We start from the raw sequence: 20737 nt of genomic DNA, 5'->3' as shown, positions 1-20737 counted from the left end.
GGAGCAGCGAGCCTTCCTTGGAGGCGAGCCAGCGGCTCATCCGGATTTCGGCGTGGTGCTCCGTTCCTGTCTCAATGGTTCCCATGGTCGCTCATACACCTGCCACCGCCAAAGCACGCCCTCCCGTTCCCGGCGCCCGTGTCCTGATCGTCGAAGCGCGCTTCTATGACGATATTGCGGACGAACTCCTGCGCGGCGCGCGTCAGGCCGTCGAGGCTGCGCAAGCCGAGGCCGATGTCCTGACCGTTGACGGAGCGCTTGAGATCCCGTCGACCGTCGTAATCGCCCTCGAGGCGGCCCGGACCGCAGGACGGCCCTACGACGCGGTGGTGGCGCTGGGGTGCGTGATCCGGGGAGAGACCGGACATTACGATATCGTGGCCGGCGAGAGCGCCCGTGCCCTTATGGATCTCTCCGTGGAAAGGCGTATTCCGCTGGCCAACGGGATCCTGACCGTGGAGAATGACGAGCAGGCCTGGACCCGCGCGCGCGTCAATGAATTGAATAAGGGCGGAGGAGCGGTGGAAGCCGCCCTCGCGGTCCTTCGTATTCAACGCAACGTTCAGGAGGCCTGATCATGGCGAAGCCCGCAGAGCGTTCCGCCGCTCGCCTTGCCGCCGTGCAGGCTCTTTACCAGATGGACGTCTCCGGGAAGGGCGTGATCGACGCGCTTGCCGAGTTCGAGGCTTTCTGGATCGGCCGGGAGGTGGAAGGAATCGAATTCCAGCCCTCCGATACCGAGTTCTTCCGGAACATCCTGTCCGGGGTGGTGGAGAACCAGCGGGCGATCGACGTGAAGATCGACAAGACCCTGTCGGCCGGCTGGCCCTTGAAGCGGGTTGAGGCCGTGCTCCGGGCGATTCTCCGTGCCGGAGGCTATGAGCTGATGTTTCGCAAGGACGTCCCGGCCCGCGTGGTGATCACCGAATATGTCGACGTGACTCACGGCTTCTACAGCGAAGACGAGCCAGGCCTCGTGAACGCCGTTCTCGATACGATGGCCCGGGACGTGCGCGCCGGAGAGCTGGAAAAGAAGGCGGCCGGACATCCGAAGAGATAGGGCGGGCGAGGCAGGTCACGCATGACGTCCAGACCGCGCCCTTCTGAAGATGCTCTCATCGCGCGCTTCTTTGCCCCGCTCGCGGCGGATGGGGGGCTCGGCCTCAAGGACGACGCGGCCTGCCTGACGCCGCGGTCCGGACATGATCTGGTTCTGACGGTGGACGCCATCGTCGAGACGGTTCATTTCCTGCCGGGAGATCCCCCGGGTTCGGTGGCCCGCAAGGCGCTTGGAGTGAACGTCTCCGATTTGGCCGCCAAGGGCGCCGATCCCGTTGGTTTTCTTCTCAGCCTCGCCTTGCCGTCCGACTGGAGCGAGGACTGGCTTGCGGCCTTTGCGACCGGGCTCGGTGATGCCGCCCGCGATTTCGGCTGCCCCCTTCTGGGGGGCGACACGGTAAAGGCCAAGGGAGCCCTGACCCTCTCGGTCACGGCTCTCGGCGAGGTGCCGGTGGGGAAAATGGTCCCCCGTACGGCCGCTCGGCCCGGTGACGTGCTGTGCGTCTCCGGCACGATCGGGGACGCGGCTCTCGGTCTCGATCTCCGACAGGAACCGGCTTGGAGCGTCGACCTGTCGGAGGAGGAAAAGAACTTCCTGGCGGACCGCTACCTCCACCCCCGGCCACGACATCAGCTTGCGAGAAGCGTGCGCGCTCATGCGCGCGCCAGCATGGACGTATCGGACGGGCTGGCCGGAGATCTCGCCAAGATGATGCGCGTCAGCGGGGTTTCAGCCGTCGTCGATGTCGACAGAGTGCCTCTATCCACACCGGCTCTGGCTGCCGTGAGAAGCGATCCTGATCTTCTCGATCGCATCGTGACCGGCGGGGACGACTATGAAATTCTCTGTGCCGTGCCGGAAAAAGAGGTCGACATCTTTCGAGAGGAGGCCAATAGGTGCGGTGTGATGCTATCCACCATCGGTCGAGTCGTTCCGGGAAATGACGCACCGGTCTTTCGGATGGGCAACCTCGAAAGACGGTACGATGTCGGCTCCTTCTCTCACTTCTGATCGCCAAGCGCCCGTTTCGGGAGACCGCCTCGCCAAACGCAATGCCCTGGTGCTTGCCTGCGCCCAGGCTCTGGGCGGCGCAAATCCAGCCATCGTCGTATCCCTTGGCGGATTGGTCGGGCAGGTCCTCGCCGAGAACAAGGAGCTTGCGACGCTGCCGGTCAGCCTCACCAATCTCGGGCTGGCGCTGGGTACCATCCCGGCCGCCATGCTCATGAGACGGGTCGGCCGCCGCACCGGATATATCTTCGGGGCAGGGCTCTGCGTCCTTGCAGGCTGTATCGCGGCGTCCGGCATTGCCTATGCCAGCTTCCTGGTCTTCTGCCTCGGCACGTTCATCGCGGGGTTCTACGGCTCCTTCGTCCAGAGCTATCGCTTCGCCGCGACGGATGCCGCCTCCGAGGCTTTCCGCCCACGCGCCATTTCCTGGGTCATGGCCGGCGGACTGGTTGCCGGGATCGTCGGCCCGCAGACGGTTATCTGGACACGGGATATGATCCCCACGGCTCCATTCGCCGGCGCATTCGTCGGGCAGGCCTTCCTTGCGCTCCTGTCCCTGGTCATCGTGTCGTTTCTTCGTGCTCCGCCAGCCGTCCAGGGCCTGGAAAGGGCAGGGGGCGCCGGCGGACGGCCCCTACGGGAAATCATGGCGCAGCCTCGCTTCATCGTGGCCGTCGCGGCAGGCCTCGTCTCGTATGGATTGATGAGCTTTGTCATGACGGCCGCTCCCCTTGCCATGATCGAATGCGGCCATCCGATCGGAACGGCGGCCCTCGGTATCCAGTGGCATATCCTGGCCATGTTCGGACCAAGCTTCTTCACGGGGCGCTTGATCAGCCGCTTCGGGAAGGACGCCGTAACGGGCGTCGGCCTCTTGCTCATCGCCATATCGGCGGTCATCGGACTGTCCGGGCTGACCGTCTCACACTTCTGGATCACGCTGATCCTCCTCGGGATCGGCTGGAACTTCGGCTTCATCGGGGCAACGTCACTGGTGATCGACTGCTATCGGCCCGAAGAGCGAAACAAGGTGCAGGCAGCCAACGACTTCCTGGTCTTCGGATCGGTTGCCGTTGCGTCCTTCTCGTCGGGGCGCATGCTGAATTCCGGTGGATGGGACAGCGTGAACTGGCTTGTATTCCCGCCAGTCATCGTCGTCCTGATCCTGCTCGTGTGGCAGAAAAGCAGAAAAGTTCCCGTTCCGGCCTGAAGTCTTCCTGTGAGTCATTCGGAAGTTGCGTTGCAGGCTGCCTGAAATTTTGGCAGCGTTTGCGTACTTCTCTGGGGGTAAGGGCCGATCAAGGCCGAAATACAGGCTTTGAGCGCGGCATTCTGCTTCCCATAACAAGGATGGCACAATGGCACTCACCCTCATTATTTTGGGCGGCCTTCTCTCCATAGTATATGGCCTCTGGGCCATTAACGATGTGATGAAGCGCGACGCCGGCTCTCAGCGCATGCAGGAGATCGCAGCCGCGATCGCCGAAGGCGCGAAGGCCTATCTCCGCCGCCAGTACATCACCATCGCCATCGTCGGCGTGGTTCTGTTCATCATCATCGCCTATCTTCTCGGTATCCGCGTCGCCATCGGGTTCGCCATCGGCGCCATCCTGTCCGGGGCAGCGGGCTTCATCGGCATGAACGTGTCGGTGCGTGCCAACGTCCGCACGGCCCAAGCGGCAACTCAGTCCCTCGGGGGCGGTCTCGACGTCGCCTTCAAGTCAGGGGCCGTGACGGGCCTTCTCGTGGCCGGTCTCGCTCTCCTGGGCGTTGCTCTCTACTTCGGTTACCTGACCCGAATCGCCGGGCTTCCCTCGGGAGGTCGCGAGGTGATCGACAGCCTCGTGGCCCTGGGGTTCGGAGCCTCGCTCATCTCCATCTTCGCCCGTCTCGGCGGCGGCATCTTCACGAAAGGTGCGGATGTCGGCGGCGACCTCGTGGGCAAGGTGGAAGCGGGCATCCCGGAAGATGATCCGCGCAATCCCGCCACGATCGCCGACAACGTGGGCGACAACGTCGGCGACTGCGCCGGCATGGCGGCCGATCTTTTCGAGACCTATGCGGTCACGATCGTCGCCACGATGGTGCTGGCAGCCATCTTCTTTGCCGGCCAGCCCTTTCTCGAATCGATGCTGCTCTATCCGCTCGGGATCGGCGCCGCCTGCATCCTGACTTCCATCGTCGGCACGTTCTTCGTGAAGCTCGGTCAGAACGAGTCGATCATGGGCGCGCTCTACAAGGGCCTCATCGTCACCGGCATCCTGTCGATCGTCGCCATCTGGCTCGTGACCTATTTCACCATAGGCCTCGGACCGATCGCCGGAACCGCGTATAGCGGGCTCTCCCTCTTCTGGTGCGCGGTTGTCGGTCTCGTCGTGACGGCGCTGATCGTGGTGATCACCGAGTTCTACACCGGCGTCGGTTTCCGTCCGGTACGGTCCATCGCCCAGGCGTCAGTGACCGGTCACGGGACCAACGTGATCCAGGGACTTGCCGTGTCGCTCGAATCGACGGCGCTTCCCGCGATCGTGATCATCGCGGGCATCATCGTAGGCTACACGCTGGCCGGTCTCTTCGGCATCGCCATCGCGGTGACGGCAATGCTGGCCCTGGCCGGCATGATCGTGGCGCTCGATGCGTTCGGCCCGGTTACGGACAATGCCGGCGGCATCGCGGAGATGGCCGGCCTTCCGAAGGAAGTCCGCAAGTCGACGGACGCTCTCGACGCGGTGGGGAATACCACCAAGGCCGTGACGAAGGGCTATGCGATCGGCTCCGCCGGTCTCGGTGCCCTGGTGCTGTTCGCCGCCTATACCTCGGACCTCAACTACTTCACGCAGAATGCGGCGACCTACCCGTACTTCCAGGGCGTGAAGCCGGACTTCTCCCTCGCCAATCCATATGTGGTCGTCGGTCTTCTCTTCGGTGGCCTCATTCCGTTCCTGTTCAGCGGCATTGCCATGACGGCGGTCGGCCGCGCGGCGGGCGCCGTTGTGGAGGAGGTACGGCGGCAATTCCGCGAGAAGCCGGGAATCATGGCCGGCACGGACCGCCCGGACTATGGGCGGGCGGTCGACATGCTGACGCGCGCCGCGATCAAGGAGATGATCATTCCTTCGCTGCTGCCCGTTCTGGCGCCGATCGTTACCTACTTCGTCGTTTACGCGATTGCCGGAAAGAGCCAGGCCTTCTCGGCCGTGGGCGCCATGCTCCTCGGCGTCATCGTCACGGGCCTGTTCGTGGCGATTTCCATGACTTCGGGCGGCGGGGCCTGGGACAATGCGAAGAAATCCTTCGAGGATGGATTCACGGACTCCTCCGGGACAACCCATCACAAGGGATCCGAAGCGCACAAGGCGTCCGTCACGGGCGATACTGTCGGCGACCCCTACAAGGACACGGCAGGCCCTGCGGTGAACCCGGCCATCAAGATCACCAACATCATCGCCCTGTTGCTGTTGGCGATCCTGGCGCACTCCTAGTTCGCAAGAACTTTGGAACGAGCTATCCAGCCCCGCGGCGTGAGCCGCGGGGTTTTTCTTGATCGGACCTCCGCCACGATCGTGGCTCGGATGCTTGATCCTCGGGCGTGCTCGTATTATCGAGAAGGGCGGTCAGCAGTTCACCGAGGCATCGCCACCCGTCATGGGTTTGCTAAACCTGCCGTTTCTCGTATCGACGGACACCTCTCTCCCGTGCCGCGTCGGAAGGGCGATCACCGGTCATCCCCAGTCGGATAAGGCACGATACCGAGGGATAGGTCATGTCCAGAACGGCAATGCCATTCTATGCTCACGATATTTCCGCTGTTGCGCGCTCCCTGCGGCAACAGCTCTCCGAACGTGACGCTCCGCCGGGCCACGTGGAGATGCTCAACATGCTGGCCCGCTCTGTCGGTCATCGCAATTTTCAACAGCTCCGTGCCCAAATGGCCGCCTATGATCGCCTGAACGATCCAACGGCAGGGCTCGAAGCGGTCGATTTTCGAAAGCTCGAACGGCTCGCCCGATGCTATGGGCCGGACGGGAGCTTGCAGCGATGGCCGGCCAAGCACAGCGAGCGCCTCATTGCTCTCTGGGTCTTGTGGTCCCGGCTGCCGGCCCGGCAGGAGTTTTCGGAGAAGGACGTCAACGAAAGGCTCAAGGCTCTGCACGCTTTCGGCGACCACGCGCTTCTGCGCCGGGAACTGTGTGATTTTGGTTTGATGGAGCGCACCCGCGACGGAAGCGTTTATCGCCGGATCGAGCAGCCGATGCCGGGTGACGCGCAGGCCATGGTCCGCTTCTTGCGTCAGCGCGGGACCGCCCTCTGAATCCACCGTGCACAAACGAAAAGGCCGGGCGCAATGCCCGGCCTTTGAATGGATGAGGGAGTGTTTTAGGCCCCGAACGGATTGAAATTGTTGGTTCCGCGAAGGAGCTGGCCGAGGAAGCTCGCTTCCTGTCCGCCCGACGGGGTCGTGCGGGTGATGAAGTCGAAGACCTTGCCGTCCTGCAGACCGTAGAGCGCGACACGCTCAACCCGGAGATTTTTGTCGAAATAGACCGCCATGACCTTCTGATCGACGATCTGCTCTCCCATGAACTGGAACCGGCGCTGGGAGGTCTGGCTGATATAGTACCAGCTTCTGTTGCCGACCGTGGAGACGGTCGAAGGGGTGCCGAGGGTCGTGAGCACCTGCTCCCCGCTCATGCCTTTTTTCACTTGGCTGACGGTCTGCTCATCCACGAAATAGCCGCGGTGGAATTCCTCTCCGCCCATACAACCGGCAACGGATGTGGCCAGGAAAGTCGCTGCCGCCAAGCGCAAGAAGAGAGAGTGATATCGACGCATCGTAGAGTTCTTCCAGGATTGTGGCGCGGACAAGCTTGCGCCTTTGGACTGTGATGGCGTAACCCGGTGCCACGTATTTGACAAGGCGGGAAGGCCCAAAGCGGTGATCTTCAGTTTCTTTCGGAGAGATCCGAGGCGCGTTCTGATCGCAACCCTTTATGAGCGGGTGGCCAATGCCTCGCGCGTCCCCGGGCTCTATGCCGCCCTCGGCATTCCGGATACTCTCGAGGGGCGCTTCGAGTCTCTTTCTTTGCATATGGTCCTGACCCTTCGTGCCCTGCGGCACCTGCCACCTCCCGCCGACGACGTGGCCAAGGACCTGACGGACGCGTTCTTCGCGGATCTGGATGCGTCCCTGCGGGAGATGGGGGCGGGCGATACGGTAGTGCCTAAGCGTATGAAAAAGCTGGCATCGTCGTTTTACGGCCGTGCCCGGGCTTACGACGTCCCCCTGGAAGGCAAGGATACGGCCGCCCTTGCGGTCGCTCTCGGTCGTAATGCCTGTGGAAACGAGGCACCCGCCGTTCCCCTTGCGCGTTATGCCCTCGCAGCCGATCATGACCTGAAGGGCGTGGATCTGGCTGCGCTTTTGGACAAGGGACCTGTTTTCCCATCGCCCGACGCCTATGCCAGGGAGGAGTCTCATGACGCCTGAAGCCGTAGGTCCGCTGACCCGGATCGTCGACGTCGTTAACATCCCGCCAACCGGCAAGCACGTCCGGATCGAGGCTTCCGTGGACGAATGCCGGGCGCTTGCCCGGGATTTCGGCCTTCCGGATATTCGGGACCTGTCTGGGGAGTTCAACCTGACAACCACCGCCAAGGGGGTCCATGTGCACGGGACGGTGAAGGCCGGCATCACGCAGGTTTGCGTCGTCAGCCTCGATTCCTTCGATTCGACGATCGAGGAGGAGGTCGAGGTCGATTTCGCCGAGCCCTCGGGCATGCCGGCGGAGCCGCCCACCGAGATGCATGACTACGAGCCTCCCGACGAGATCGTCAATGGACAGATCGATCTCGGGGCCCTTACGGCCGAGTTTCTAGCTCTCGGGCTCGATCCCTATCCGCGCAAGCCGGGTATCAGCTTTGATTATAAGGACCCTCGCGACGCGAAGGATTCTCCCTTCGCGGCTCTGGATAGCCTCAAGGAAAAGGACTAAATGTCCGGTCAAGCGACGCGATTTTTCGAGGTGAGAGGTTCCTGCCTCAAGGCCTGACAGCCTGATGATGGAACAGAATTCGGTTGCGGCGCCCTTGCAAACGGCTATTTTCCGCCCCCTGTCGATAGAATTTCAGAAAGAAACGACTGCTCATGCCCCAATCGGTCCGGATCTCGCTTGATGCGATGGGCGGTGACCATGGCCCCTCCGTGGTGATCCCAGGGGCCGCGCTGGCTCTCGAGCGCCACCCCGATATCCGCTTTCTGATGTTCGGCAACGAGCAGGTCCTCGCGCCGATTCTCAATGGCTATCCCAAGCTGAAGGACGTGACGGAGATCCGCCACACCGAGATCGCCATCGGGATGGACGAGAAGCCGAGCCAGGCCATCCGCATGGGCCGAGGCCGGTCTTCCATGTGGAAGACCGTGCAGGCGGTGCGTGACGGGGAGGCAGATGCAGCCGTCTCGGCTGGAAATACCGGCGCCCTCATGGCAACGGCCAAGATCTGCCTGAAGACCATGGCCCATATCGAGCGGCCCGCCATTGCCTGCATGTGGCCGACCCTTCGCGGGGAGAGCATCGTCCTCGATGTCGGCGCCACGATTGGGGCCGACGCCGGACATCTGGTCGACATGGCCATCATGGGCGCCGCAATGGCGCGCATCGTCTTTGATCTCGACCGTCCCACGGTTGGACTTCTCAACGTGGGAACCGAGGACATCAAGGGCATCGAGACCGTCAAGGAAGCCGGGCGGATCCTTAAAGAATCGAACCTGCCGCATCTCGATTATCGGGGTTTCGTCGAGGGCGACGATCTCGGCAAGGGGACGGTGGATGTGGTGGTGACGGAGGGATTTACGGGCAATATCGCCCTCAAGACCGCCGAGGGAACCGCCAAGCAGATCGGAGAATACCTGCGATCCGCCATGAGCCGGACCCTCATGGCCAAGATCGGCTATCTCTTCGCCAGGCAGGCCTTCATGGCCCTGAAGGACAAGATGGATCCGCGCAAAGTGAACGGCGGGGTTTTTCTGGGCCTTGAGGGGGTCGTGGTGAAGAGCCACGGCGGCACGGACGATCTCGGTTTCGCCAGCGCGATCGATGTGGCCTACGATATGGCGCATTTCGAATTGATGAAGACGATACGGGGCATGCTGGAGCATGATCCGGTCGAGCAACAGGCCTGAGGAAGGCAAATCTTGAAACGTATCCGTTCCATTGTGCGTGGCGTCGGCTCGTATCTGCCGAAACGCCGGGTTACGAACCACGATCTCGAAAAGCTTGTCGAAACATCGCACGACTGGATCGTCCAGCGCACCGGTATCGAGGCACGCCACATCGCAGACGACCACGAGACCACTTCGGTCCTCGGTATCAAGGCGGCGGAAGCGGCGCTGAGCGATGCGGGTTTGACGCCTGATGACATCGACCTGATTGTCTGCGCCACGTCCACACCCGACTACACGTTCCCGTCGACCGCCACCATGATCCAGAGCGGGTTGGGCATGACTCATGGAGCGGCGTTCGATCTTCAGGCCGTCTGCACGGGCTTCGTCTACGCCGTCGCAACGGCCGACAAGTTCCTGGCCTCCGGCTCGCACAAGCGGGCTCTGGTCATCGGAGCCGAGACCTTTTCGCGCATTCTCGACTGGAACGACCGCACCACCTGCGTGCTGTTTGGCGATGGCGCCGGGGCGATCGTTCTCGAAGCGCAGGAAGGCGAGGGCACATCCGCGGACCGGGGTGTGCTCACTTCGCAACTGCGATCCGATGGACGGCATCGCGAGAAGCTCTACGTAGACGGCGGGCCCGGATCCACGAAGACGACGGGTGTACTCAAGATGGAAGGCAAGGAGGTCTTCCGGTTTGCCGTCGGCTCCGTGATCGACGTTGTTCAGGATGCCTTTACGGCCACCGGAACGACCGCGGAGGACCTCACATGGTTCGTGCCGCATCAGGCGAATAAGCGCATTATCACGGCGAGTGCTGACAAGCTCGGAATTGCCCAGGAGAAGGTCGTCATCACGGTCGATCGTCACGGTAACACTTCCGCTGCCTCCATCCCGCTGGCGCTGGACGTGGCTTGCAAGGATGGCCGCATCAAGCGCGGCGATCTTGTGATGCTCGAAGCCATAGGCGGCGGCTTCACCTGGGGCAGCGCCCTGATCCGTTGGTGACGCAGAGTTTTTCGCGGATTGTCAACGGGTTGACCATAAGGGCCCGTCTGCATAGCGTCTGCGAAGAGTGAGCTCGGATTTTGAGATCTGTGCCTTGGGGGATTGCGATGGCAGGGAAAACTGTGACACGGGCGGACCTAAGCGAAGCCGTCTATCAGAAGGTCGGCCTCTCTCGCACCGAATCGGCAGAATTGGTCGAGCGGGTCCTGGCAGAGATCTGCGACAGCCTCGCAGCCGGAGAGACCGTGAAGCTCTCGTCCTTCGGCTCATTCATCGTGCGCAGCAAGGGGGAGCGCGTCGGGCGCAACCCCAAGACCGGTGTCGAGGTACCGATCGACCCACGCCGGGTCATGGTGTTCAAGCCTTCCAATGTGCTCAAGGCACATATCAACGGCGAAACCGCCCCTGACGAAGATTGAGATGCCCCATGGCAGGCAGCGCCATGGACAAGGGGCCTGACGCCTTCCGGACCATCAGCGAGGTGGCGGACGATCTCGTCTTGCCGCAACATGTCCTGCGTTTTTGGGAGACGCGTTTCGCCTCGATCCGCCCCCTCAAGCGTGGCGGAGGACGGCGCTATTATCGCCCTGACGACGTCGATCTCCTCAAGGGGATCCGGCACCTTCTCTATGGCGAGGGATACACCATCAAGGGGGTACAGCGGATCCTGAAGGAAGAGGGGGTCCGCTTCGTCCAAGCGGTCGGGCGCGGTGAGCAATCGGTCGCCGCAAGCGGCCAAGTTGAACCGGAGACCCTGCCTGACGACGATTCGCCCGAGCCGATGGCAGGCGGCGAGATACCGCATTTCGAGACGAGCCACGGACAGGCCAGTTGGGATGATCTTCATGCCGCGCTCGAGGAGCTTCTCGAGTGCGACCGCGTCCTCACCGCCCTGCGGGCTCCTTCTGAAACCGGTGTTAACGAATAAGATGCGGCTTTCTCGCATCAGAGATTGCGTCCGGCCGATTGTCGGCTTATATGGCGCCTCAGTCGGAGCGTAGCGCAGCCCGGTTAGCGCACTAGTCTGGGGGACTAGGGGTCGGAGGTTCAAATCCTCTCGCTCCGACCATTAAACCTCTTATTATTCAGTTGTTTATAAGGCTGCGTTCCTTGAGCGTGGCCTTTTTATTTGGCCGTGACGGCACAATGACGGCACCGCGCCGCAGGTCAGGTTCCTTTCGGTTCTAAAGGGTTGTCAGGCCTCAAGGCGGCTAAGTCTGGTTTCTTGTCACGCTTGGCGGCAATTGATTCGATAGGAGCAATCGCTCACACCTCTATGCGGTCGATGGACGATAGTCCTGGAATTGAATGCTTGATTTGGAGCCCCGAATTACACGGACGGAAGCTCAGAATTGTACTTCACCGATCAGTCTGCTTCTGGGCGGCCTTTTAGCGCTTCACCCAGGGTTTGCGAGGCGGTCGCGTTCGCATGAAACCGTCCCATTCGCTGAACTTGAATACCCGTAGAGGCGTCCTTGTGGGCAGGCGTGGCACCTGCAAAGCTCAGTGACGCACCGGGGGCCGACGATGTACAAGGCAACGTCGCAGAATGCGCAACGGCGCCGTGAGACCGTCAAAGCCTGCCAGGGGACTAAGCAAGTCTGGCGGTATACCCACGTTTAAGATGTCCAGAGCCTTTAAGGCCTTTGCCAAAGGGTATGAACTGAAGCGGGATGATCCGGCGAATGTCGAGAAGCGGCTTAGTACGCGTATGGCCGGCGTAACTGTGGAGGAGAAGATGGCTCGTCCCGTTCCGAAGGGGACCTTGAGGCCGAGCAAGAATCCGGCCGAAACGCCCTAGTGATTCCATAGCTTATGGAAGGCCCATGTCGGGGACCTCCCCGCAATGAATTTTCAGGATTTGTAACACGATAAAGGCACATGGCTTTACCGTTGCTATGGTGCCGCCATTCGGCCACATTTGGCCTCTTACCGCGTGAGGCGCCTGACAACTGTGAACCACCAATCCCTTTCTTCCTTCATCTGGTCCGTCGCGGATCTCCTTCGAGGCGACTATAAGCAGGCCGATTATGGCAAGGTCATTCTGCCATTCACTGTCCTTCGGCGGCTGGATTGCGTTCTGGAGCCGACCAAGTACGCCGTCCTGGCGGAACATGCGGCCAAGACAGCGCAGGGACTCAACCCGGAGCCGTTCGTGCTCCGCAAGGCCGGACAGACCTTCTACAACGTCTCGCCCCTCGACATGCGCAAACTCATGGGCGACCAGGACAACATCGCCCAGAACCTCTACGCCTACATCCAGGGCTTCTCAACGGACGTGCGGGACATCTTCGAGCGGTTCGAGTTCGCCGTCCAAGTAGACAGGCTAACCAAGGCGGGGCTGCTCTATCAGGTCACGGAGAAGTTCACCCGGATCGACCTACACCCTAGTAAGGTGGACAACCACCAGATGGGGCTCGTCTTCGAGGAACTCATCCGCCGGTTCGCCGAACTCTCCAACGAGACCGCCGGTGAGCACTTCACCCCTCGCGAGGTCATCCGCCTCATGGTCAATCTGCTCTTCGTGGAGGACGACGGGATCCTCTCGAAGCCCGGTGTGGTGAGGACGATCTACGACCCCACGGCGGGTACGGGCGGGATGCTCTCGACTGCCGACGAGTACCTGGCCGAACACAACGACAAGGCCTCCCTCGTCATGTACGGGCAGGAGCTGAACCCGGAATCCTATGCCATCTGTAAGGCGGACATGCTGATCAAGGGGCAGGACGTCAGCAACATCATCTTCGGCAACACGCTGTCGGACGATGGCCATCCGCACCAGAAGTTCGACTACATGCTGTCCAATCCGCCGTTTGGAGTCGAGTGGAGGAAGGTCGAGAAGGCGGTCCGCACTGAGCACGAACAAAAGGGCTTCAACGGGCGGTTCGGGCCGGGTCTCCCGAGGGTGTCCGACGGGTCACTCCTGTTCCTGATGCATCTCCTGTCGAAGATGCGTCCCGCAGCGGATGGTGGCAGCCGCTTCGGTATCGTTCTCAACGGCTCGCCGCTGTTTACGGGCGGGGCTGGTTCAGGCGAAAGCGAGATCCGCCGTTACGTGCTGGAGAACGATCTGGTGGAGGCCATCATTGGGCTTCCCACCGACATGTTCTACAATACCGGCATCGCGACTTACGTCTGGGTGCTGTCGAACCGAAAGCCCGCTCACCGCAAGGGCAAGGTGCAACTCATCGACGGGTCGAGCTTCTGGCAGAAGATGCGCAAGAGCCTTGGCTCCAAGCGCAAGGAGATGGGCGAAAAGGACATCGCCACCATCACCCGGTTGTTCGGCAACTTCCAGGAGGCGCAGCTCGCTACGGTGCTGAATGCCGAGGGGCGGGAACTTGCCAAGGAGGTAGTGTTGCAGGGTGAGAAGCCGCCAGCCGCCCCCGAAGGCGGAAAGGTGAATCTCGCGCCACTCTCCCGCATTTTCCCCAACGAGGCCTTCGGCTACCGCACCATCACTGTCGAGCGCCCCCTGCGGGACGAAAGCGGCAAGCTCATCCTCGGTGAGCGCGGGAAGAACAAAGGCAAGCCACAGGCCGACAGCTCGCTGCGGGACACGGAGAACGTGCCGCTAAGCGAGGACGTGGAAGCCTATTTCCGCCGTGAGGTTCTGCCTCATGCCGAGGATGCCTGGATCGATCACGAGAAGGCGAAGGTCGGTTACGAGATTCCGTTCAACCGGCACTTTTACGTCTTCGAGCCGCCGCGCCCGCTGGCCGAAATCGATGCTGAGCTAAAGGACGTCACCGACCGTATCAAAACGATGATCGAGGGACTGGCGGCATGAGTTTCCCCCGTTACAGAAACTGTCGCGACAGCGGAGTGGAGTGGCTGGGAGAGTTGCCAGACCATTGGACAGTAAAGCGTCTCAAGCAGCTCTGCGATGTTCGCCCAAGTAACGTCGACAAGAAAACTCATGATGGTGAAGTGCTAGTCCGCCTCTGTAACTATACAGATGTGTACTACAGTGACGTGATCACGCCGGACATGGGGTTAATGGAGGCGAGTGCAAGTGCCGAGCAGGTCGACCGGTTTACGTTGAAGGCAGGAGACGTGATCGTCACCAAAGACTCCGAAACCTCGAACGATATCGCAATTGCCGCTTACGTGCCTGAAGCAATGCCAGGTGTTGTATGCGGTTATCACCTCGCCTTAATCCGCCCCAATGCAAGCACCTATGGAGAGTTCATCAAGCGGTTTTTCGACAGCGCCTACGCGAAAAGCTGTTTCGCGGTTCGCGCCAACGGGCTAACCCGCGTCGGATTGAGCCAGTATTCGCTCGACAACGTCGTAGTCCCAACCCCTCCATCGGAGGAGCAGGTTGCCATCGCCACTTTCCTTAGTCGTGAAACGGGCAAGATCGACGCTCTGGTCGAGGAGCAGAAGCGGCTGATTGCGTTGCTCAAGGAGAAGCGTCGGGCCGCCATCTCCCACGCCGTCACCAAGGGCCTCGACCCAAGTGTTCCGATGAAGGACGCGGGGATCGATTGGCTGGGTAATGTGCCAGAGCATTGGGAGCTTGGCGCACTCAAACGGTTTGTTTCATTCCTAGACGGAAAGAGAGTGCCCCTCAGCTCGGAAGAGCGGTCACATCGTAGCGGGCGATATCCTTACTACGGCGCATCGGGAATCATCGACTGGATCGATGAGTTCATCTTCGATGAAGATTTGATACTGGTATCTGAGGATGGAGCTAACCTAATCAACCGATCAACTCCAATCTCATTCATTGCGACCGGTCAATATTGGGTGAATAACCACGCGCATATTCTTCGGCCGCATGATGGACAGCTCGTCTACTGGTCTGAACGCATTGAGGCAATTGATCTGGTGCCATTCGTAACTGGTTCTGCTCAGCCAAAGCTTACGATTGACGCTTTAGCCAACCTACCGATTGCAGTTCCTCCGAGTGCCTCGGAAAGAGACAAAATCACTTCGAAGATCCTTTCCATCAAGGCCTCAATAGGCCCGCTCATCCAAGAGGCGGAGGCTGCGATCATGCTCCTCCAAGAGCGCCGCTCTGCCCTCATCTCCGCAGCCGTCACCGGCAAGATCGACGTGCGCGGGCTCGTTCCCGATCAAGCGGAGGCCGCATGAGCGCCATGGCGGAAGGGCGGTCGCTTGAACTCTATTTCATCGATGGGCGTCCCGATGGGATGCTGACCGCCGAGGTGTTCAACTGGACCGGCCATGTCCTGATGACTCCTCGGACGCGCATCGGGGACGCTCTGGCGCGAAAGGAGGCTCGCTATACAGGGGTCTATCTCCTTCTCGGAGAGCAGGACGGCGGCCCCTGTGCCTATATCGGTGAGGGCGAGGACATAAGCGACCGCATCAGGAACCACGACACCCGCAAGGACTGGTGGACGAGTGCAGTCCTCGTCACGTCGGCGGCCAACAACCTGAACAAGGCCCACGTGAAGTACTTGGAGGCTCGCCTCGTCGAGGAAGCCCGTGCGGCGGGCCGCGTCACGCTGGACAACGGGAACACGCCGCCCCGGCCCGGCCTCTCGGAGGCCGCGCAGTCCAACATGGAGTCCTTCCTCGGCTATCTCTTCATGGTGCTCCCAGCGGTTCGTGTGGATCTGTTCATCAAGAATACGCGCCCCACCGTTCGCGCAGCCGTCTCACCCGGTGCGCCACCCGTGCCTCGGTTCAGCCTCTTCAGCCGAAAGCATGGACTGACGGCCACCGCGGTTCTTCAGGATGGCGAGTTCATTGTTGAGGCTGGATCAATGGCTCGGTTGCGCTGGGAAGGTCAAAGCCACCACTACGCATCCCTTCACGAAGAGCTCCGGAAATCGGGGGTTCTGGAGCAGCAGGGCGAACACTGCATCTTCACCCAGAACTATGCCTTCAACAGCCCGAGCGCGGCAGCAGCGGTCGTGAACGGCAGGCCCGCCAATGGAACTATCGAGTGGCGACTGGAGGGTGGCTCCCTGACCTACAAGGACTGGGAGGCGGGACAACTCGCCGGAGTAATGAAAGAAGCGTCATGAACCTCTACAAGGAGATCAGCTTCGAGGCTGAGGTCTGCAATTATCTGGCCTTGCACGGCTGGCTCTACGCCGAAGGCGACGCGGCGAGCTACGACCGGGCTCGCGCTCAGTTCCCCGCCGACATCGTGGGTTGGATCCAGAAGACCCAACCCGCCGCATGGGCGGCGTTCGTTAAGAACCACGGCACGGCTGCGGAAGTCATGCTGCTCGACCGGATTCGCAAGCAGCTCGACGAGCGCGGCACCCTCGACGTGCTTCGCCATGGAGTCGAGATGATCGGCCTGCGGGCGCCGCTGGCGCTGGCACAGTTCAAACCTGCCCTGTCGATGAACCCGGACATCCTTGCCCGCTACGAGGCCAACCGGCTGCGGGTCGTGCGGCAGGTGCGCTATTCTCAAGGAAACGAGAACGCCATTGATCTGGTCCTGTTCCTGAACGGCCTGCCGGTGGCGACCGTGGAGCTGAAGACGGATTTCACGCAATCCGTGCGGGACGCTGTGGACCAGTACAAGTTCGACCGGTCGCCGAACCCAAAGGGGCAAGGGCCGGAGCCGCTCTTCAGCTTCCCCAGCGGGGCGTTGGTCCATTTCGCTGTCAGCAATGCCGAAGTTATGATGACCACACGGCTGGACGGTCCAGCAACCCGCTTCCTGCCGTTCAACAAGGGCAATGGCGGCGGCAAGGGCAACCCGCTGAACCCGCACGGCCATCCCACCGCCTACCTGTGGGAAGAGATCTGGCGGCGCGATTCCTGGCTGGAAATCCTCGGGCGCTACATGGTGGCCGAGCGAGACGCGAAGAAGAAGATCAAGGGCCTCATCTTCCCGCGCTTTCACCAGCTCGACGCGACCCGCAAGCTCCGCGCCGCGATCCTCGACGAGGGGGCCGGTGGCAAGTTCCTGATCCAGCACTCGGCAGGCTCAGGGAAAACCAACTCCATCGCATGGTCCGCCCACTTCCTCGCAGACCTCCATGACGCGAAGCACCAGAAAGTGTTCGATACAGTGCTGGTGGTGTCCGACCGCAACGTGATCGACACGCAGCTTCAGGAAGCGATCTTCAACTTCGAGCGGACGACGGGCGTCGTTGCCACCATCAAGAACGATAGCGGGGCGAAGAGCGGACAACTGGCCGAGGCTCTCGCGGGCGGCAAGAAGATCGTGGTCTGCACCATCCAGACATTCCCCTACGCCCTCCAGGCTGTGCGCGAGCTGGCGGCATCAGAGGGCAAGCGGTTCGCGGTGATCGCCGACGAGGCCCACAGCAGCCAGACGGGTGAGGCAGCGGCGAAGCTCAAGCAGGTTCTCTCGGCGGAAGAGCTGGCCGACCTGGGCGACGGAGGTGAGGTTAGCAGCGAGGACATCCTGGCGGCCCAGATGGCAGCCCGCGCGAGCGACAAGGGCATCACCTATGTGGCCTTCACCGCAACGCCCAAGGGAAAGACCTTGGAGCTGTTCGGTCGCCGTCCGGACCCAAACCAGCCCACGAGTGAAACGAACCTGCCAGCGCCGTTCCACGTCTATTCGATGCGACAGGCCATCGAGGAGGGCTTTATCCTCGACGTGCTCCAGAACTACACGCCCTACAGCCTCGCCTTCAAGCTCGCCAAGGACGGCCATGAGATCGACGACACGAAGGTTGAGCGCAGCGAGGCGATGAAGACCCTCATGCGCTGGGTTCGCCTCCACCCCTATAACATCAGCCAGAAGGTCCAAGTGGTCGTCGAGCATTACCGGGCGATGGTGCAGCCGCTGCTCGACGGTAAGGCCAAGGCGATGGTGGTGGTGGGCAGCCGGGTGGAGGCGGTACGCTGGCAGCTTGCCATCGGCAAGTACATCAAGGGAAAGGGCTACAAGCTGGGGACGCTGGTGGCATTCTCAGGTGAGGTGAACGACCCCGAGAGCGGACCTGATCCCTTCACGGAGGCCAGCATGGCGCTGAACCCGAACCTCAACGGACGCGACATCCGCGAGGCGTTCAAGCTGCCCGAGTTCCACATCCTTCTGGTGGCCAACAAATTCCAGACCGGGTTCGATCAGCCGCTGTTGTGCGGCATGTACGTAGACCGGCGGCTGGCGGGCATCCAGGCCGTGCAAACCCTCTCCCGCCTCAACCGCGCCCATCCGGGCAAGGACACGACCTACGTCCTCGATTTCGTCAACAGCGGCGACGACATCCTCAAGGCCTTTCAGACCTATTACGAGACCGCCTCGATGGCGGACGTGACCGATCCAAACCTCGTCTACGACCTTCGGGCCAAGCTCGACAGCTACGGGCACTATGACGACTTCGAGGTCGAGCGGGTGGTGAAAGCCGAGCTGAACCCCGCCTCGAAGCAGGGAGACCTCGCGGCCGCCATCACGCCGGTCGCGGATCGCCTGCTGCGGTCCTATAAGGACGCCCAGGCACTGCTCCAGGCGGCGACCGCCAAGGATGACGAGAATGGCATCAAGGGCGCCAAGGACGAGATGAGCGCCCTCCTGCTGTTCAAGAACGACATGGGAGCGTTCCTGCGGCTCTACAGCTTCCTGTCGCAGGTCTTCGACTACGGCAACACAGCCATCGAGGCGCGGTCGATCTTCTATCGCCGCCTCATCCCCTTGCTGGACTTCGGACGGCAGCGAGAGGGTATCGACATTTCTAAGATTATCCTGACCCATCATAAGCTGTCCAATCAGGGCAAGCGCCCGCTGATCTTGGATGGCAAGGGGGAGCCGCTCCAGCCCATCACCGAAACCGGGTCAGGCTCGATTCAGGACAAGGAGAAGGCGCTGCTCGATGAGATCCTCGCCAAGGTGAATGATCTGTTCCAAGGCGATGTGACCGACGACGACCAGCTCATCTACGTGAATAACGTGATCAAGGGAAAGCTCCTGGAGAGCGAGACGCTGGCCCAGCAAGCCACGAACAACACCAAGGAGCAGTTCGCCAATTCGCCGGACCTCTCGCAGGCCATCCTCGACGCCATCATTGATGCCTTCGAGGCCCACTCGACGATGAGCAAGCAGGCGCTCGATTCAGCGAAAATCAGGGAAGGGCTCAAGGACGTCCTGTTGGGTCCGGGGCAACTCTATGAGGCTTTGCGCTCGAAACAACGCCGTGAAGCTGCCGATGTCATGTGACAATTGCATCACCTCACGAACCGGCTGTCACAGGCTCCGTGTTCCTGTCGCAAGAGGCAGCCTTCCTCGGCAGAGAGCAGCGTTTCCAGCACTGGAGACTGGTCGATGCCACTTTTCAATGAAATCTTGCAGTCGGCTGGAGTCGACCCTGCTGATACTCTTCTGCTTCGCCATCAATGGAGCCAGCCCGGCGGACCCACTGCCTTCAAGTTGTGGGTCACCGCAGAGAGCGAATTTCAAAGGTGGCAAAACCTTCAGAAGAAGCCACTGTTTGATGGTCGTCAGTATCTGGCGAGTTTCGTGGCTACCCCTGATAAAGAAGCGCTCTTTGTGGGCCTCTATCGCATTGTGGGCAAGAGCGTTGCCCCCGATGGAATGCGCGATCCGATCTCGGGTGAGGATGTTGGAGGCTGGAATTTTTACGATACTTGGCGTGATCCGAGACTTTCGGATTACGTAGGCGATTTGGTCATCGATTGGGGTAGGGGCTTTATTCAATGGCACCAACGTGCCGAAAGGCAGAATAAGCGTGTCGTCCGTTATGGCGTTGAAGCACTGGAAAATGCCGGTGCAGAAGGTGATAGCGCCAACAAGATGTCAGAAGCGCTGCTTGAGGCGATTGAAGGCAGACGGCTAACTTGCCTGCATGAGTATCGCGAGCGGAGTGGAAGCCTACCTGCTCGTGTAAAAGCCCGAGCACTCGAAAGGCACGGAAAGCTGGTATGCGAGTGCTGTGGCTTTGACTTCGAGGCACGCTATGGCCTGCGAGGGCATGGCTTCATCGAATGCCACCACAAGAAGCCAATTGCCACACTGATGGACGATGGCGAGCCCACCAAAGAAAGTGATCTAGCTCTCGTGTGTGCCAATTGCCATCGTATGATTCATGCCTCGAAGCCCTGGCTGACTGTTGAGGAGCTGAGGCGTCTCATCCGACAGTGAGTAGGGACGGTCGTCGTGGGCAAAGGCAGCGCTCCGACGCAATTTGGTTGCGGCATGCGGGCATCTGCGATCTGCTGTTCCAAAAGCATGGCGACGGCAAGCGGCCGGACCAGCCCGGGCAATTTTTTCGGTCCCATGGACAGTCTACTGAAAATCGAAAGCGCGGGCCGAGCTTGCCGGCACAGGGTTGCATGGCTCCAGACGCTTCACCCGCATGCCACGACAATGTGGGATCTCCTGCCTCTGTCGGATAGGCGTCTGAGGGACGCTCCGTGCAGAAATATCGTAACGCAACTGCAGGCCAGATAAACTGTAGGAATCGTCCGCCTACGGTTTTCCTTAAGGCATGCCTGCGAATGTCTTGCCTGTGACCCATAGAAGCTTGCCAGGCATGCGGCAGCGAATGACCGCTTAGCGGCCATTTCGCTCG

Annotated in this window: 18 protein-coding genes and 1 tRNA gene; 18 read left to right on the top strand and 1 reads right to left on the bottom strand. The window is 61.1% G+C overall.

What is annotated here, in order from left to right:
• Positions 1 to 83 precede the first annotated feature (83 nt).
• The 6 genes from ribH (at position 84) to LJD17_RS10290 (ending at position 6383) form a co-directional block, all read left to right on the top strand.
• Entirely contained in the window at positions 84 to 575 is a 492-nt protein-coding gene (gene ribH / locus LJD17_RS10315) for a 6,7-dimethyl-8-ribityllumazine synthase (RefSeq protein ID WP_227384075.1), read from the top strand.
• 2 nt (positions 576 to 577) lie between these two features.
• Positions 578 to 1060: a transcription antitermination factor NusB gene (gene nusB / locus LJD17_RS10310; protein WP_227384074.1), complete on the top strand. Its 483-nt coding sequence runs from the start codon at positions 578 to 580 to the stop codon at positions 1058 to 1060.
• A gap of 21 nt (positions 1061 to 1081) precedes the next feature.
• The gene (gene thiL, locus LJD17_RS10305) at positions 1082 to 2071 is read left to right on the top strand and encodes a thiamine-phosphate kinase (protein ID WP_227384073.1); all 990 of its coding nucleotides are present in this window, start codon (positions 1082 to 1084) and stop codon (positions 2069 to 2071) included.
• On the top strand, positions 2046 to 3281 hold the full coding sequence (locus LJD17_RS10300; protein WP_227384072.1) for an MFS transporter: 1236 nt from the start codon (positions 2046 to 2048) through the stop codon (positions 3279 to 3281). Before thiL ends, LJD17_RS10300 begins: the two co-directional genes overlap by 26 nt.
• A gap of 148 nt (positions 3282 to 3429) precedes the next feature.
• Positions 3430 to 5553, top strand: a complete 2124-nt coding sequence (locus LJD17_RS10295; RefSeq protein WP_227384071.1) for a sodium-translocating pyrophosphatase — start codon at positions 3430 to 3432, stop codon at positions 5551 to 5553.
• Between the two features lie 281 nt (positions 5554 to 5834).
• The gene (locus LJD17_RS10290) at positions 5835 to 6383 is read left to right on the top strand and encodes a DUF2087 domain-containing protein (RefSeq protein ID WP_227384070.1); all 549 of its coding nucleotides are present in this window, start codon (positions 5835 to 5837) and stop codon (positions 6381 to 6383) included.
• A gap of 65 nt (positions 6384 to 6448) precedes the next feature.
• Here the strand turns inward: LJD17_RS10290 and LJD17_RS10285 are convergent, their stop codons facing one another.
• Complete coding sequence (locus LJD17_RS10285; protein WP_227384069.1) at positions 6449 to 6904, bottom strand: outer membrane protein assembly factor BamE; 456 nt, start codon at positions 6902 to 6904, stop codon at positions 6449 to 6451.
• A gap of 103 nt (positions 6905 to 7007) precedes the next feature.
• Between LJD17_RS10285 and LJD17_RS10280 the strand changes: the two genes are divergently transcribed.
• The 12 genes from LJD17_RS10280 (at position 7008) to LJD17_RS10225 (ending at position 20307) form a co-directional block, all read left to right on the top strand.
• Positions 7008 to 7559 (top strand): ubiquinol-cytochrome C chaperone family protein, encoded by a 552-nt coding sequence (locus LJD17_RS10280; protein ID WP_227384068.1) that lies wholly within the window; start codon positions 7008 to 7010, stop codon positions 7557 to 7559.
• Positions 7549 to 8064 carry a YceD family protein gene (locus LJD17_RS10275; protein ID WP_227384067.1) on the top strand — a complete coding sequence of 172 codons (516 nt, stop codon included), beginning with the start codon at positions 7549 to 7551 and terminating at the stop codon, positions 8062 to 8064. Before LJD17_RS10280 ends, LJD17_RS10275 begins: the two co-directional genes overlap by 11 nt.
• Positions 8065 to 8216: 152 nt before the next feature.
• On the top strand, positions 8217 to 9251 hold the full coding sequence (plsX, locus tag LJD17_RS10270; RefSeq protein ID WP_227384066.1) for a phosphate acyltransferase PlsX: 1035 nt from the start codon (positions 8217 to 8219) through the stop codon (positions 9249 to 9251).
• 12 nt (positions 9252 to 9263) lie between these two features.
• On the top strand, positions 9264 to 10241 hold the full coding sequence (locus tag LJD17_RS10265; protein WP_227384065.1) for a beta-ketoacyl-ACP synthase III: 978 nt from the start codon (positions 9264 to 9266) through the stop codon (positions 10239 to 10241).
• A 107-nt stretch (positions 10242 to 10348) separates the two neighbouring features.
• A complete protein-coding gene (locus tag LJD17_RS10260; RefSeq protein WP_227384064.1) occupies positions 10349 to 10660 on the top strand; it encodes an integration host factor subunit alpha in 312 nt (103 codons plus the stop codon).
• A gap of 23 nt (positions 10661 to 10683) precedes the next feature.
• Entirely contained in the window at positions 10684 to 11169 is a 486-nt protein-coding gene (locus LJD17_RS10255) for a MerR family transcriptional regulator (protein ID WP_227384305.1), read from the top strand.
• Between the two features lie 63 nt (positions 11170 to 11232).
• Positions 11233 to 11310: transfer RNA gene (locus LJD17_RS10250), tRNA-Pro, on the top strand.
• Positions 11311 to 12195: 885 nt separating this feature from the next.
• Positions 12196 to 14031 (top strand): type I restriction-modification system subunit M, encoded by a 1836-nt coding sequence (locus LJD17_RS10245; protein WP_227384063.1) that lies wholly within the window; start codon positions 12196 to 12198, stop codon positions 14029 to 14031.
• Complete coding sequence (locus tag LJD17_RS10240; RefSeq protein WP_227384062.1) at positions 14028 to 15341, top strand: restriction endonuclease subunit S; 1314 nt, start codon at positions 14028 to 14030, stop codon at positions 15339 to 15341. The genes LJD17_RS10245 and LJD17_RS10240 overlap by 4 nt, the downstream gene beginning before the upstream one ends.
• Positions 15338 to 16243, top strand: a complete 906-nt coding sequence (locus LJD17_RS10235) for a GIY-YIG nuclease family protein (RefSeq protein WP_227384061.1) — start codon at positions 15338 to 15340, stop codon at positions 16241 to 16243. Before LJD17_RS10240 ends, LJD17_RS10235 begins: the two co-directional genes overlap by 4 nt.
• The gene (locus LJD17_RS10230; protein WP_227384060.1) at positions 16240 to 19365 is read left to right on the top strand and encodes a type I restriction endonuclease subunit R; all 3126 of its coding nucleotides are present in this window, start codon (positions 16240 to 16242) and stop codon (positions 19363 to 19365) included. The genes LJD17_RS10235 and LJD17_RS10230 overlap by 4 nt, the downstream gene beginning before the upstream one ends.
• A 105-nt stretch (positions 19366 to 19470) precedes the next feature.
• A complete protein-coding gene (locus tag LJD17_RS10225) occupies positions 19471 to 20307 on the top strand; it encodes an HNH endonuclease (protein WP_227384059.1) in 837 nt (278 codons plus the stop codon).
• Positions 20308 to 20737 lie beyond the last annotated feature (430 nt).

This window comes from Microvirga rosea, from assembly GCF_020595095.1.
Taxonomy (GTDB): Bacteria; Pseudomonadota; Alphaproteobacteria; order Rhizobiales; family Beijerinckiaceae; genus Microvirga; species Microvirga rosea.
This window is presented reverse-complemented; position numbering and strand designations above follow the sequence as displayed.